The organism is Pseudomonas sp. RIT623, assembly GCF_004519305.1.
GTDB lineage: Bacteria > Pseudomonadota > Gammaproteobacteria > Pseudomonadales > Pseudomonadaceae > Aquipseudomonas.
In genome coordinates, this window is record NZ_SOZA01000041.1 from 1 (window position 1) to 12,037 (window position 12,037).

At 66.1% G+C, this 12,037-nt stretch carries 14 protein-coding genes; 8 read left to right on the forward strand and 6 right to left on the reverse strand.

Going from position 1 to position 12,037, the window contains the following annotated elements:
• Window positions 1–147: 147 nt before the first annotated feature.
• Both E3U47_RS21150 and E3U47_RS21155 read right to left on the reverse strand, forming a co-directional pair.
• Window positions 148–618, reverse strand: coding sequence for an RNA methyltransferase (locus E3U47_RS21150; RefSeq protein ID WP_023632487.1), 471 nt, complete (start codon window positions 616–618; stop codon window positions 148–150).
• A gap of 71 nt (window positions 619–689) precedes the next feature.
• Window positions 690–1,055, reverse strand: coding sequence for a YajD family HNH nuclease (locus tag E3U47_RS21155; RefSeq protein ID WP_134693555.1), 366 nt, complete (start codon window positions 1,053–1,055; stop codon window positions 690–692).
• A 132-nt stretch (window positions 1,056–1,187) separates the two neighbouring features.
• Here E3U47_RS21155 and E3U47_RS21160 point away from each other — a divergent pair, with 132 nt between their 5' ends.
• Window positions 1,188–1,466: a hypothetical protein gene (locus E3U47_RS21160; RefSeq protein WP_134693556.1), complete on the forward strand. Its 279-nt coding sequence runs from the start codon at window positions 1,188–1,190 to the stop codon at window positions 1,464–1,466.
• Here the strand turns inward: E3U47_RS21160 and E3U47_RS21165 are convergent.
• Together E3U47_RS21165 and E3U47_RS21170 are read right to left on the reverse strand one after the other, a co-directional pair.
• A complete protein-coding gene (locus E3U47_RS21165; RefSeq protein ID WP_134693557.1) occupies window positions 1,463–1,936 on the reverse strand; it encodes a cyclic nucleotide-binding domain-containing protein in 474 nt (157 codons plus the stop codon). The two genes, E3U47_RS21160 and E3U47_RS21165, sit on opposite strands and share 4 nt — an antisense overlap.
• An 85-nt stretch (window positions 1,937–2,021) precedes the next feature.
• Entirely contained in the window at window positions 2,022–4,064 is a 2,043-nt protein-coding gene (locus tag E3U47_RS21170) for a S9 family peptidase (protein ID WP_134693558.1), read from the reverse strand.
• A gap of 113 nt (window positions 4,065–4,177) precedes the next feature.
• Between E3U47_RS21170 and E3U47_RS21175 the strand changes: the two genes are divergently transcribed.
• From E3U47_RS21175 to E3U47_RS21185, 3 genes are read left to right on the forward strand one after another with little or no spacing between them, the layout of a single operon-like run.
• Window positions 4,178–4,687 (forward strand): MFS transporter, encoded by a 510-nt coding sequence (locus E3U47_RS21175; RefSeq protein WP_134693559.1) that lies wholly within the window; start codon window positions 4,178–4,180, stop codon window positions 4,685–4,687.
• Between the two features lie 16 nt (window positions 4,688–4,703).
• A complete protein-coding gene (locus E3U47_RS21180; protein WP_134693560.1) occupies window positions 4,704–5,477 on the forward strand; it encodes a class II glutamine amidotransferase in 774 nt (257 codons plus the stop codon).
• Window positions 5,478–5,486: 9 nt separating this feature from the next.
• Window positions 5,487–6,008, forward strand: coding sequence for a DUF2937 family protein (locus E3U47_RS21185; RefSeq protein ID WP_134693561.1), 522 nt, complete (start codon window positions 5,487–5,489; stop codon window positions 6,006–6,008).
• A 72-nt stretch (window positions 6,009–6,080) separates the two neighbouring features.
• On the opposite strand, the gene E3U47_RS21190 is transcribed toward E3U47_RS21185, so the two are convergent.
• Window positions 6,081–6,992 carry a LysR family transcriptional regulator gene (locus tag E3U47_RS21190; RefSeq protein WP_134693562.1) on the reverse strand — a complete coding sequence of 304 codons (912 nt, stop codon included), beginning with the start codon at window positions 6,990–6,992 and terminating at the stop codon, window positions 6,081–6,083.
• Window positions 6,993–7,121: 129 nt separating this feature from the next.
• On the opposite strand from E3U47_RS21190, the gene E3U47_RS21195 reads away from it, so the two are divergent.
• From E3U47_RS21195 to E3U47_RS21210, 4 genes are read left to right on the forward strand one after another with little or no spacing between them, the layout of a single operon-like run.
• Window positions 7,122–8,408: an MFS transporter gene (locus E3U47_RS21195; RefSeq protein ID WP_134693563.1), complete on the forward strand. Its 1,287-nt coding sequence runs from the start codon at window positions 7,122–7,124 to the stop codon at window positions 8,406–8,408.
• Window positions 8,409–8,418: 10 nt separating this feature from the next.
• Window positions 8,419–9,198: a 5-oxoprolinase subunit PxpA gene (locus E3U47_RS21200; protein ID WP_134693564.1), complete on the forward strand. Its 780-nt coding sequence runs from the start codon at window positions 8,419–8,421 to the stop codon at window positions 9,196–9,198.
• Entirely contained in the window at window positions 9,195–9,881 is a 687-nt protein-coding gene (gene pxpB / locus E3U47_RS21205) for a 5-oxoprolinase subunit PxpB (protein WP_134693565.1), read from the forward strand. The genes E3U47_RS21200 and pxpB overlap by 4 nt, the downstream gene beginning before the upstream one ends.
• Window positions 9,878–10,816, forward strand: a complete 939-nt coding sequence (locus E3U47_RS21210; protein ID WP_134693566.1) for a biotin-dependent carboxyltransferase family protein — start codon at window positions 9,878–9,880, stop codon at window positions 10,814–10,816. Before pxpB ends, E3U47_RS21210 begins: the two co-directional genes overlap by 4 nt.
• A 35-nt stretch (window positions 10,817–10,851) precedes the next feature.
• On the opposite strand, the gene E3U47_RS21215 is transcribed toward E3U47_RS21210, so the two are convergent.
• Window positions 10,852–12,030 carry a VWA domain-containing protein gene (locus E3U47_RS21215; RefSeq protein WP_134693567.1) on the reverse strand — a complete coding sequence of 393 codons (1,179 nt, stop codon included), beginning with the start codon at window positions 12,028–12,030 and terminating at the stop codon, window positions 10,852–10,854.
• Window positions 12,031–12,037 lie beyond the last annotated feature (7 nt).

A 12,037-nucleotide genomic window follows, 5' to 3' on the forward strand; every position in this document is an offset into this window, starting at 1 on the left:
GTCGCACGTGGGCTATGGCGCTAGCCTCTCGTTCGGCAACGGCAACGGCAACGGCAACGGCAACGGCAACCGAGCAGTTCCAGGTGGTGCAGGAGCGCGCATGGCGCCTGTAGGAGCCGGCCTTGCCGGCGAAGGGGCCGGACCGGCCTACTTGAATTTCGGCCCCGAGCGGGTATTGAGCCCCTTGGCCATGCGGTCATACAGCACCACGTTGACCGTCGCCGCGAGGTTCATGCAACCCTGGGTCGGGATATAGATAGTCTCTTCGCACCAACCACGTACGTCCTCGCTCAACGAGCCATCCTCAGGCCCGAAGATATAGATCGCCCGGTCCGGGTGGGTGTATTCGGGCAGGGCGCGCGCACCGTCCACCAGCTCCACCGCCACCGGCGTGCAGCCCAACGGAATGATGCGTTGCAGGTCGTCGATGCCGATCAGCGGGATGTCGTAGTGCACCCGCTTGGTATCGGTGACGAAATCGCGGGCGCGCTCATAGCGCTTGCCGGTGTAGAACACCGAGTTGACGCCATAACAGCCTGCCGCGCGCATCACCGAGCCGACGTTCTCGGCCGATTTGGGGTTGAACAGGCCGATGCAGCTGTACCGTTTATTCGCCACGTGTCGGGGCCCTTCGCAAAAAAAGCGCGATTATACGGGCTTGCCGACACGCCGGGGGCGGCAATCGACGGTCAGTCCTTGTTCATCAGCGCGGCCAGGCCGGCGAACGGGTTGTGGGTGGCCACGGCGACCTTCGGCGTGCTCAACGAGCCTTCGCTGAAATACTGCTGGTCGGTGTAGCGGGCGTGCTCGTTGTCGTGGCAGTACAGACACAGCAGCTCCCAGTTGGAGCCGTCCTGCGGGTTGTTGTCGTGGTTGTGGTCACGGTGGTGCACGGTCAGTTCCGACAGGCGCTTGCCAGAGAACTCACGGGTGCAGCGGCCACAGACGTGGGGATACATCTTCAGCGCCTTGTCGCGGTAGCCCATTTCCTTGTCGCGCTTGGCGTCGGCGAGGATACGGTCGAGGCGGGCGGTGGCGTCGGGGGTGGAGCTCATGGTGTTACCTTTTTCTGATCAGGCTGAGTGACGGTTATGCCGTTGAGTCTAGCGTGCCTGCAGGGCGGGCGGACAGGCGAAAATGCGCGGTTAGGCGTAGCCTGTAGGAAGGTTTCTGACAGGAGGTTGCCGATGCTGCATGCGATCCTCGCCGCCGTGCTGCTGGCCGCGGCTCCGCTGGCCGATGCTGCCGGCCAGCAACAGCGCCCGCTCACCCCGGTGCCCGGTGCCCCCGGCACGCCGACGCCCACGCCGTACCCGCAGATAACCCCCAGCACGCCGCCCAAGGCCGGTGCCAACCGGCCCGGTGCGCCGTTGCTGCCAGCGATGCCGGTGCCGGGGCCACCCAAGGACCAGCCGTTGCCGGGCCTGCAGCCGGCGCCGCCGAAGCCTGCGCCCAAGGCCGACTAAACCTGTTGCGACAGGCGCTGGCCGTCCTGCATGCGCAGGCGCCTGGAGAGCGCCACGGCCAGGGCGCGAATGATACGGGCGGCAATACGCGGCGCGTCGGCGAGCATCTTCTCCAGCGAGTCCTTGCCCAGGGTCAGCAACTGACAGTCGCTGGCGGCCACGCAGGTGGCCGAGCGGCGCTCGCCGTCGAGCACGGCCATCTCGCCGAAGGCACGGCCCTTGCGCAGGGTGGCGATTTCCACCTTGGTGCCGTTGCCGTCGGTCTTGCGCACCGAGACCACGCCACGGTGGAGGATGCACATGAAGGTACCGGCGTCGCCTTCGCTGAACAGGGTCTGGCCTTCGCTCACGGCGGTGAGGCTGAAATAGCCGGCGGCGGTGACGAAGTCGCTGGGCTGCAGGGTGTCGAACAGACCGCAGTCCATGAGCATGTCGCGGATTTCGGCGTTCAGGTGCTGGGTGTCGGGCATGTGTTGTTCTTCTTCGCATGTCTGGAAAGCGCCGCGTGCGCACAATCAGTGGCCGTGGCGCTTGTGAGACAACGAAATTCGCGTTTTACGCCACGCCCAGCTCATTGAAGACGAACGCATACTCCAACGCCACGTCGCGCAGCCCCTGGTAGCGGCCGCTCATGCCGCCGTGGCCTGCGCCCATCTCGGTCTTGAGCAGCAGCAGGTTGGCGTCGGTCTTGCGCGTGCGCAGGCGCGCCACCCACTTGGCCGCCTCCCAGTACTGCACTCGGCTGTCGTTGTAGCCAGCGATCACCAGCATGGCCGGGTAGGCCTGGGCCCTGACGTTCTCGTACGGCGCGTAGGCCTTGATCCGCGCATACACCTCGGGGTCTTCCGGGTTACCCCATTCGTCGTACTCGGTAACGGTCAGCGGCAGCTCGGGGTCGAGCATGGTGTTGAGCACATCGACGAACGGCACTTCGGCGATGGCGCAACGGAACAGTTCCGGGCGCAGGTTGAGCACCGCGCCCATCAGCAGGCCGCCGGCACTGCCGCCACTGATGGCCAGGCGTTCGCGGCTGGTCACGCCTTCGGCGATCAGGTGTTCGGCGCAGGCGATGAAGTCGTCGAAGCTGTTGTGCTTGTGTTCCTGCTTGCCGGCCCGGTACCAGGCTTCACCCAGCTCGCCGCCACCGCGCACATGGGCGATGGCGAAGGCCACGCCGCGCTCCAGCAGGCTGAGACGGGCATGGGAAAACCACGGGTCGAGGCTTTCGCCGTAGGCGCCGTAGCCGTAGAGGTACAACGGTACGCACTTGCCCTCGTCGGCGCGGCGGCGCACCAGGCTGATCGGCACCCGGGTGCCGTCCTTGGCCACTGCCCACAGGCGCTGGCTGATGTAGTCGTCGGCGTCGAACGCACCCAGTACCGGGGTTTGCTTGAGTACCTGCTGCTCACCGCTGGCCAGCTCCAGCTGACGCACCTGGGCCGGGCGGTTGAGCGCTTCGTAGCGCAGGCGGATGCGCGTGCTGGCGAACTCCAGGCTGTCCTGCACGTAGAGGCTGTAGGCGGCGTCCGGCAGCTCGACGCGGTAGGCCGGCAACCCCTGTGGATGCACCTCGATGATCGGCAGGCCGCCTTCGCGCAGGCTCAGGGATAGCGCCGTGGCATTGAGGCTGAGCCCTTCGAGCATAACGTCGTCGCGGTGCGGTACCAGCACCTGCCACTGCTCGCGGGTCGGCACTCTGTCGGCCGGCGCGTGGTACAGGGCGAAGTTGATGCCGGCCTGGTTGCTGCGCACGAACCAGCGCCACTGACCGTCGAGCTGGCCGTGGTCGGGGAAATACTCGTGGCCTTCGAGCCGCGGCGCCAGGCAGGTGAAATCAGCCTGTGGCGTGGCGGCATCGAGTACCCAGGCCTCGCTGGTGGTCTTGCTGTTGAGCAGCAGCACCAGCTGGCGCTCGGAGCTGGCGCGGTAGCAGTGCAGGAAGAAGCGTCCGTCGGGCTCCTCGAACACCGTGACGGCGCAAGCCTCGCCCAGGGTGTGGCGACGCAGGCGCCAGGGGCGATGAGTGTCGTCCAGTTCGGCGAAGAACAGCGTCTGGCTGTCATTGGCCCAAGTCATGCTGCCATCGCAGTCGTCGAAGGGCAGGGTGGTCAGCGTGCCGCTGGCCAATTCCTTGACGTACAGGGTGTAGACCTCGTCGCCACTGGTATCCAGGCTGTAGGCCAGCAGGCGATGGTCGGGGCTGATGCTGAAGGCGCCGAGGGAGAGGAAACCGTCGTTCGCCAGCGCATTGGGGTCGAGCAGCAGTTCCTCGCGGCTTTCATCTACCGTATTGCTGTCGTCGGCCGGGCGCGGGCAGCGGTAGTGACGCGGGTACTCGTCGCCGGCGGTGGTGCGGGTGTAATAAAGGTACGGGCCCCAGGGCGAGGGCAGCGACAGGTCGGTCTCGAGGATGCGGCTCTTGATCTCTGCGAACAGTTGCTCGCGCAGCGGCGCCTGGCCGGCCAGGCAGGCTTGCTGGTAGGCGTTTTCCTCGGCCAGGTAGGCCAGCACCTCGGGCGTGTCGCGGTCCTGCAGCCAGGCATAAGGGTCGTTGCCGTCGGCTTGATGGGCGATAGGGGCGGGAAGGGTCAGGGGCATGGGTGATCTCATCGATTGTGGACCCCATCGCGGGTCCCTTGCGGTGCGGGGGCAGCCTGCGCCGGTAAAAGTGTTTATCATAGGCCTCTCTTTGCCTGGCTTGCACCAACACCATGACCGAACACGACTATACGCTGGCCTGGGGCCTGTACGCCGTTGCCGCCCTGGGCTGCCTGCTGGTGGGCTTCAAGCTGACTGGCTGGATGTGGCGCTGGCTGCGCGAGCCGCTGCGGGTGATCATCGCCGTGCTGCTGTTTACCCCGACCATCGTCGACCCGGTCAAGGAAAGTTTCGCCCCGGCCATCGCCATCACCGCGCTGGATGTCGCCTTCAAGGTCGGCAACAACGCCTGGCGCGCAGCCTCCGACCTGGCCATGTACGGGATGATCGCCTTTGCCTTGTACTTCGTCTTCGTGCTGATCCGCTGGCCGCTGGAAAAGCGTGCCCGCGAACGCCGCGCCCAGCGCGAGGCCGTCGCCCAGCGCCAAAAGCAGGACGATGACCAGGCCACGGTCGAGACGCCGGTGGTCGCCAACCGCCAGGACCGCTACCGCGAAGAACCGCCGGCCACCCCGGTGCGCCGCGCGGGCCCCGGCCAGGGCCGGGTCGAACCACGTCTGTAAGCCAGGAGCCGCGAGCATGTGCGAACTACTGGGCATGAGCGCCAACGTCCCCACCGACATCGTCTTCAGCTTTACCGGCCTGATGCAGCGCGGCGGGCGCACCGGCCCGCACCGCGATGGCTGGGGCATCGGTTTCTACGAGGGGCGCGGCCTGCGCCTGTTCCAGGACCCGGCGGCGAGCAGCGAGTCGGAAGTGGCCAACCTGGTGCAGCGCTACCCGATCAAGAGCGAAGTGGTCATCGGCCATATCCGCCAGGCCAACGTCGGCAAGGTCTGCCTGTCCAACACCCATCCGTTCGTGCGCGAGCTGTGGGGCCGCAACTGGTGTTTCGCGCACAACGGCCAGCTGGGTGACTTCGCCGGCCGGCGCACGTTCTACCGACCGATAGGCGATACCGATAGCGAGGCCGCCTTCTGCGACCTGCTCAATCGTATCCGCGAGGCCTTCCCCGAGCCGGTGGCAGCCGAGCAGCTGTTGCCGGTGCTGGTCGAGGCCTGCGCCGAGTACCGCGGCAAGGGCGTGTTCAACTGCCTGCTCAGCGACGGCGACTGGCTGTTCTGCTTCTGCTCGACCAAACTGGTGCACATCACCCGCCGCGCACCCTTTGGCGCGGCGCGGCTGAAGGATGTCGACCTGATCGTCGACTTCCACACGCAAACCACCCCCAACGACGTGGTCACGGTGATCGCCACCGAGGCCTTGACCGAGAACGAGACCTGGAACCGCTACGAGCCGGGTCAATGGGGGCTGTGGCGCCATGGTGAGTGCGTCGCCCACGGCCAGAGCTAAGGAAGCTCCATGTTCAGAAGCTACCTGCGTTTGCTGTTGTTCACCTTCGGCCTGCTGGCCGGTCTCCAGGTGCCGGGGCTGGTCAAGGACTACAGCCAGCGCGTCGAGGCGCACCTGCTCGAGTCGCGCCAGGCCCTGGACGGCTTCCGCCAGACCGCGCAGCGCTTCTTCAATGGCGACCTGCAGGCGCTGGTGCGGCATTACCGCGGCAGCGACGATCCGGTGTTCAACAGCGATGCCAACAGCATCGACAGCCTGCTGATCCGCAACCAGGCGCTGGAGCATGAATGGCAGGCCCTGCAAGGCTCGTGGGTGAGCCGCACCTGGCATGTGCTGGTGCAGCCGGAGCCGGCGCTGCGCGAAGAGACGCTCAAGGGCTACAGCTACCGGATCCTGCTGGTGCCCGAGGCGATCGGCTGGGGGATTGGCAGCGGGTTCGTGCTGGCGTTCGTGGTCGAGAGCCTGTTGCTGGTGATTGGCTGGGTGATTCTCGGTGGGCGGCGCAAGGTGGTGAAAGAGAGCTGGCGCTAGGTTCGCCAGCAAGGCTGGCTCCTACAGGGGCCGCGCTCAACCTGGAGCCGGCCTTGCCGGCGAAAGGGCCTTTCAGACCAGCACGATCCGTTGCCCACCCACATCCCGCGCATAGCGCTCCAGCACCTGCCGGCAAACCCCCACCACCTCGTCCACCAGTGCCACACCGGTTTGCCAGGCCACTACCAGCTCCAGGCTCGGCGGCGGTTGCAAGCCGGCGAGCAACACCAGTTCACCGCGGCTCAATTCGCCATCCACCAGCGCCGGTGGCAAGGCGCCAATACCGAAGCCGTCGCGCAGCAGACGAGTGATGGCTGCCACCGAGTTCACGCAGTTCAGCCGCGGCGCCTCGGCCCCGGCGCCCTGCAGCAGGCTGAGCACTTCCTGGTGCGGCCGTGAGTTCTTCGAGAAGGTGATGATCCGCTCGCGGGCCAGCTGCGCCAGGTCGGCGTAGGCGCGGTGCTGCGGCGAGCCGGCGGCGACCAGCCAGCCCATGGGGTAGCGCGCCAGGTCCTGGCTGCGGATCGACTGCTCGCGCAGCAGGTCGGTCTGCAGGATCACGTCGAGAAAACCCTTCTGCAACTGCTCGCGCAGGTTCAACGCGGTATCGGCCACCAACTCGATCTCCACCTGCGGGTAGCGCTCGCCCAGTTCCGCCACCAGCGCGCTCATCCAGGTGTGGATCACCGTGTCCATTACCCCCAGGCGAATGCGCCCGGTCTTGGCCCGGTCGCTGTCCAGCGACTGCTTCATGGCCTTGGCGGTGTCGAGCATGCGCTCCGCGTATTCAAGCACCTTGGCGCCCTCAGGCGTCAGGCTGACCCCGCGCGAATCGCGCAGCAGCAGCTTGACCCCCAGGTCGGCCTCCAGCGCGGCGATGCGGCTGGAGACCGAAGCCTGGGTGGTGAACAGCTTCTCGGCGGTGAGGCGGAAGCTCTTGAGCCGGGCGACCCAGACGAAGGTTTCGAGGAAACGGAGGTTCATGATCAGTTTTTCTTGTTCCAGACCGACGGTTTTTCTCGTTGGACGGCCAGGGCATCGGCCTTCGAACATGGCGTCCAGGCCGCGACCTCGACGTCGCCCATAGAACAATACCAACAAGCCGAGGCAATCATGAACCCGACCGGCGTGCAGCAGCAGGCCCCCGCCCGTTCTTCGAGCGGCCCTTTCGCCTGGTACCGCGACATCGACTCCCAGCAACGCCGCACCTTCTGGAGCTGCAAGATCGGCTATGGCCTGGACGGCATGGACACGCAGATGCTGAGTTTCGTCATCCCCACCCTGATCATGCTGTGGGGCATCACCACCGCCGAGGCCGGGCTGATCCACACCAGCACCCTGATCGCCTCGGCCCTGGGCGGCTGGATCGCCGGGATTCTCTCCGACCGCATCGGCCGGGTGCGCACCTTGCAACTGACGGTGCTGTGGTTCGCCTTCTTCACCTTCCTGTGCGGCTTCGCCCAGAACTACGAGCAATTGCTGATCGCCCGTACCCTGATGGGCTTTGGCTTCGGTGGCGAGTGGACTGCCGGCGCGGTGCTGATCGGCGAGGTGATCCGCGCCCAGGACCGTGGCAAGGCGGTGGGCATGGTTCAGTCGGGCTGGGCCATTGGCTGGGGCCTGACCGCGATCCTCTATGCGCTGCTGTTCACCTGGCTACCGGCCGAGCAGGCCTGGCGCGCGCTGTTCCTGCTGGGGCTGTTGCCGGCGTTGTTCGTGATCTTCGTCCGGCGCCTGGTCAAGGACCCGGAAATCTACCGGCAGGCCAAGGCCGTGGAAAAGGCCGAGGCACCTTCGCACTTCTACGAGATCTTCGCCCCGGGCATGCTCTGGACCACCATCCGCGCCTCGCTGCTGACCACCGGTGCGCTGGGGGGCTATTACGCCATCACCTCGTGGTTGCCGACCTTCCTCAAGAACGAACGCGGTTTAAGCGTGCTGGGCACCGGCGGCTACCTGGCCATGGTCATCGTCGGTTCCTACATCGGTTATGTGGTCAGCGCCTACCTCTGCGACCTGCTGGGGCGCAAGAAGAACTTCATCCTGTTCGCCGTGGGCTCGTTCGTCATCGTGCTGCTGTACACCCAACTGCCGGTCAGCGACCAAGTGATGCTGTGGCTGGGCTTTCCCCTGGGCTTCTTCGCCTCGGGCATCTTCAGCGGCATGGGGTCGTTTCTCACCGAGCTGTTCCCCACCCGCGTGCGCGGCTCGGGGCAGGGGTTTTGCTACAACATCGGCAAGGTCATCGCGGCGATGTTCCCGCTGCTGATCGGCCTGCTGGGTGAAAAGATCCCGTTGGGCCTGGGTATCGGTGCCTTCGCCGCGGTGTCTTACGGCGTGGTGATCCTGGCGGCGTTGAGCCTGCCGGAAACCCGCGGCAAACAACTCCAGGCGCGCTAAGGTAGGCAGCATGAACATCGAAACAGGAGTCCGCGAAGTGAAACGCCTGCTGCTCAACTGCGACATGGGCGAGAGCTTCGGTAACTGGCGCATGGGCCAGGATGCCAAGGTCATGCCTTTCATCGACTGCGCCAACATCGCCTGCGGCTACCACGCCGGCGACCCCGGCACCATGCGCCGCACCGTGGCCCTGGCGCTGGAGCACCGGGTGGCGATAGGCGCGCATCCGGCCTACCCGGACCTGGCCGGTTTCGGCCGTCGTTCCATGGCCTGCAGCAGCGAGGAGATCCGCGACCTGCTGCACTACCAGATCGGCGCCCTGGACGGCATCTGCAAGGTGCTGGGTGGTCGAGTCGCCTACGTCAAGCCGCACGGCGCGCTGTACAACGACATGATGGCCAACCCGGACATCCTGCGTACCGTGCTCGAGGCGGTGGCGGCGTTCGACAGCGGCCTGCCGCTGATGCTGATGGCCACTGCCGACGACCGCGCCGCCCAGGCCCTAGGTGACGAGATCGGCGTGCCGTTGTGGTTCGAAGCCTTCGCCGACCGTGGCTACACCGCCAGCGGCCACCTGATGTCGCGGCGTCTGCCCAATGCGGTGCATCACGACCCGGCGCTGGTGGTCGAGCAGGCCTTGCGCCTGGCCAAGGGCGAGCCCCTGGTGGCCGACGATGGCAGCGAGGTACGGTTGAACGCCAGCACCCTCTGCGTGCATGGCGACAACGACGGCTCGGTAGCCGCCGTGCGCCAGATCCGCCAGGCCCTGGACGCGCTGGAGCAAGCATGACGCCACGTATCGAGGTGGTGGCCATCGACAGCCTGATGGTGCGGTTGTTCGATGCCATCGATGAAGCCAACATGCCGTGGATTCTTGCCGCCAGCCAGCGCTTGCGCGAGGCTTTCGGCCAACAGTTGATCGACCTGGTGCCGTCCTATACCACGCTGTTGGTGCAGTTCGACCTGGCACCGGGCGTAGCGCGCCAGCGCATCCAGCGCGCGCTGCAAGGGCTGCAGCCGGATGCCGGCAGTGGCGGGCGCCGGCACGAGATACCTGTGTGGTACCACCCCAGCGTCGGGCCCGAGTTGCCGCTGCTGGCGGCGCGCAGCGGGCTGAGCGAGGACGAGGTGATTGCCCTGCATGGTAGCCGTGATTACCCGGTGTTCGCCCTGGGCTTCGCGCCCGGCTTCGGCTTCATGGGGTTGGTCGACGAACGCCTGGCCACGCCGCGCCTGAGTACCCCGCGCAAACGCGTGGCGGCGGGCAGCGTCGGTATCGCCGAGCGTCAGACTGCAGCGTACCCGGCCGTTTCGCCGGGGGGCTGGAACTTAATTGGCCGCACCCCAGTGCGCCTGTTCGCGCATAGCCATAGCCTGCTGCAGCCCGGTGACCGGGTGCGCTTCGTGGCGGTCGGGCATGCCGAATTCATCAACCTGGGCGGTGACGACAGCCCGCTGGAGGCCCAGGCATGAGTCAGTTGAGAGTCGAAGCCAGCACCGCGCTGTGCCAGTTGCAGGACGCCGGGCGTTTCGGTGTGCGCCACTTGGGGGTGACCCAGGGCGGCGCGCTGGACTGGGTGGCCATGCGCTGGGCCAACTGGCTGCTGGGCAATGCCCTGGACAGCGCCGTGGTGGAAATTGCCCTCGGCGGCTTCAGCGTGGTCGCCGAGCAGGACTGCGTGATGGCACTGGCCGGGGCCGACCTGGATGCGCAGGTCGACGGGCAGGCTGTGGCGCCCTGGACCAGCTTCAACCTCGGCAAGGGCCAGCAGCTGACGCTGCGTCAGCCTCGCCAAGGGGTACGTGCCTATCTGGCGGTGCCGGGCGGGTTCGTGGGCGAGTCGGTGCTGGGGAGTTGTGCCACGGTGGTTCGGGAAGAACTAGGTGGAGTAGACGGCCAGGGCCTGGCGTTGGTGATAGGGGAGGTACTGCACGCTGCCGGAGCCATCGCGGGGCAAGTCGGGGCGCCGAACCGCCGCTTCCACGTTCCCGAAACGTTGCGGCCGATGTATGCGGACAAGCCTGTGCTGGACCTGGTGATGGGGGCGCAGATCGGCGATTTCAGCGGCACCAGTCTGTTCGAGGCGTTCAATCGCGACTGGACCCTGGACAGCCGCGCCGACCGCATGGGCATCCGCCTGCTTGGGCCGCAGCTGGTGTACCAGGGCGCGCCGATGATTTCCGAAGGGATCCCGCTTGGCGCTGTTCAGGTGCCACCAGACGGGCAGCCGATCGTGCTATTGAACGACCGGCAGACCATTGGTGGGTATCCACGGCTGGGGGCGCTGACACCGCTGGCGCTGGCGCAGTTGGCGCAGTGCATGCCGGGCGCGTCGGTACGCTTCAGGGCGGTGGTGCAGGATGAGGCCTGGCGGGAGCAGCAGGCCTTTGGTCGGCGTTGGCTTTGAGATTTTAGGGCCGCAGAGCGGCCCCAGGGCATTAGCTACTTGGACAGGTAACGCATCCCATCCTCCAACCCCTGCAAGGTCAGCGGGTACATCTTGTCCTCGATCAGGTCGCGCACCAGGTGGGTCGAGGCGGTGTAGTCCCAGGCCTGTTTGGGGTACGGGTTGATCCAGATGATCTTCCTGAACTTCTCCATGAAGCGCTGCATCCACACGTACCCGGCCTCTTCGTTCCAGTGCTCGACGCTGCCGCCGGGCTGGGTGATCTCGTAGGGTGCCATGGCCGCGTCGCCGACGAAGATCACTTTGTAGTCGTCGCCGTACTTATGCAGCAGGTCGAAGGTGGAGAAGCGCTCCGAGGTGCGGCGCAGGTTGTTCTTCCACACCGACTCGTAGACGAAGTTGTGGAAGTAGTAGTACTCCAGGTGCTTGAACTCGGTCTTGCAGGCCGAGAACAGCTCCTCGCAGACCTTGACGTGGGCGTCCATCGAGCCGCCGATATCGAACAGCAACAGCAGCTTCACGGTGTTGCGCCGTTCGGGGCGCATCTGGATGTTCAGCAAGCCGGCGTCACGGGCGGTGTGATCGATGGTACCGTCGATGTCCAGTTCCTCGGCGGCGCCTTCGCGGGCGAACTTGCGCAGCCGGCGCAGGGCCAGCTTGATGTTGCGCGTGCCCAGCTCGACCTGGTCGTCGAGGTTCTTGTATTCACGTTGGTCCCAGACCTTCACCGCCTTGCCCTGGCGCTTGCCGGCCTCGCCGACGCGGATGCCCTCGGGGTTGAAGCCGCCCGAGCCAAACGGGCTGGTGCCACCGGTGCCGATCCACTTGTTGCCGCCGGCATGGCGTTCCTTCTGCTCCTCGAGGCGCTTCTTGAATTCCTCGATCAGCTTGTCCAGGCCACCCAGGGACTGGATCTGCGCGCGTTCCTCGTCGCTCAGCGAGCGCTCGAACTCCTTGCGCAGCCACTCGTCGGGGATCAGCGCCTCGATATGCTGGTCGAGGTTTTCCAGGCCCTTGAAGTAGGCGGCGAACGCCCGGTCGAACTTGTCGAAGTGCCGTTCGTCCTTCACCAGGATGGCGCGGGCGAGATAGTAGAAGGCGTCCATGTCGGCGAACACCACGCCCTTTTGCAGGGCGTGGTGCAGGTCGAGCAGTTCGCGCACCGACACCGGCACCTTGGCCGCGCGCATTTCATTGAACAGGTTGAGCAGCATGGCCCGG

What these genes read in the sequence shown, in the direction of transcription:
- E3U47_RS21155 (WP_134693555.1), bottom strand. Translation starts at nt 1,055, where the DNA reads ATGAGCTCCACCCCCGACGCCACCGCCCGCCTCGACCGTATCCTCGCC.
- E3U47_RS21160 (WP_134693556.1), top strand. Translation starts at nt 1,188, where the DNA reads ATGCTGCATGCGATCCTCGCCGCCGTGCTGCTGGCCGCGGCTCCGCTG.
- E3U47_RS21165 (WP_134693557.1), bottom strand. Translation starts at nt 1,936, where the DNA reads ATGCCCGACACCCAGCACCTGAACGCCGAAATCCGCGACATGCTCATG.
- E3U47_RS21170 (WP_134693558.1), bottom strand. Translation starts at nt 4,064, where the DNA reads ATGCCCCTGACCCTTCCCGCCCCTATCGCCCATCAAGCCGACGGCAAC.
- E3U47_RS21175 (WP_134693559.1), top strand. Translation starts at nt 4,178, where the DNA reads ATGACCGAACACGACTATACGCTGGCCTGGGGCCTGTACGCCGTTGCC.
- E3U47_RS21180 (WP_134693560.1), top strand. Translation starts at nt 4,704, where the DNA reads ATGTGCGAACTACTGGGCATGAGCGCCAACGTCCCCACCGACATCGTC.
- E3U47_RS21185 (WP_134693561.1), top strand. Translation starts at nt 5,487, where the DNA reads ATGTTCAGAAGCTACCTGCGTTTGCTGTTGTTCACCTTCGGCCTGCTG.
- E3U47_RS21190 (WP_134693562.1), bottom strand. Translation starts at nt 6,992, where the DNA reads ATGAACCTCCGTTTCCTCGAAACCTTCGTCTGGGTCGCCCGGCTCAAG.
- E3U47_RS21195 (WP_134693563.1), top strand. Translation starts at nt 7,122, where the DNA reads ATGAACCCGACCGGCGTGCAGCAGCAGGCCCCCGCCCGTTCTTCGAGC.
- E3U47_RS21200 (WP_134693564.1), top strand. Translation starts at nt 8,419, where the DNA reads ATGAACATCGAAACAGGAGTCCGCGAAGTGAAACGCCTGCTGCTCAAC.
- pxpB (WP_134693565.1), top strand. Translation starts at nt 9,195, where the DNA reads ATGACGCCACGTATCGAGGTGGTGGCCATCGACAGCCTGATGGTGCGG.
- E3U47_RS21210 (WP_134693566.1), top strand. Translation starts at nt 9,878, where the DNA reads ATGAGTCAGTTGAGAGTCGAAGCCAGCACCGCGCTGTGCCAGTTGCAG.
- E3U47_RS21215 (WP_134693567.1), bottom strand. Translation starts at nt 12,030, where the DNA reads ATGCTGCTCAACCTGTTCAATGAAATGCGCGCGGCCAAGGTGCCGGTG.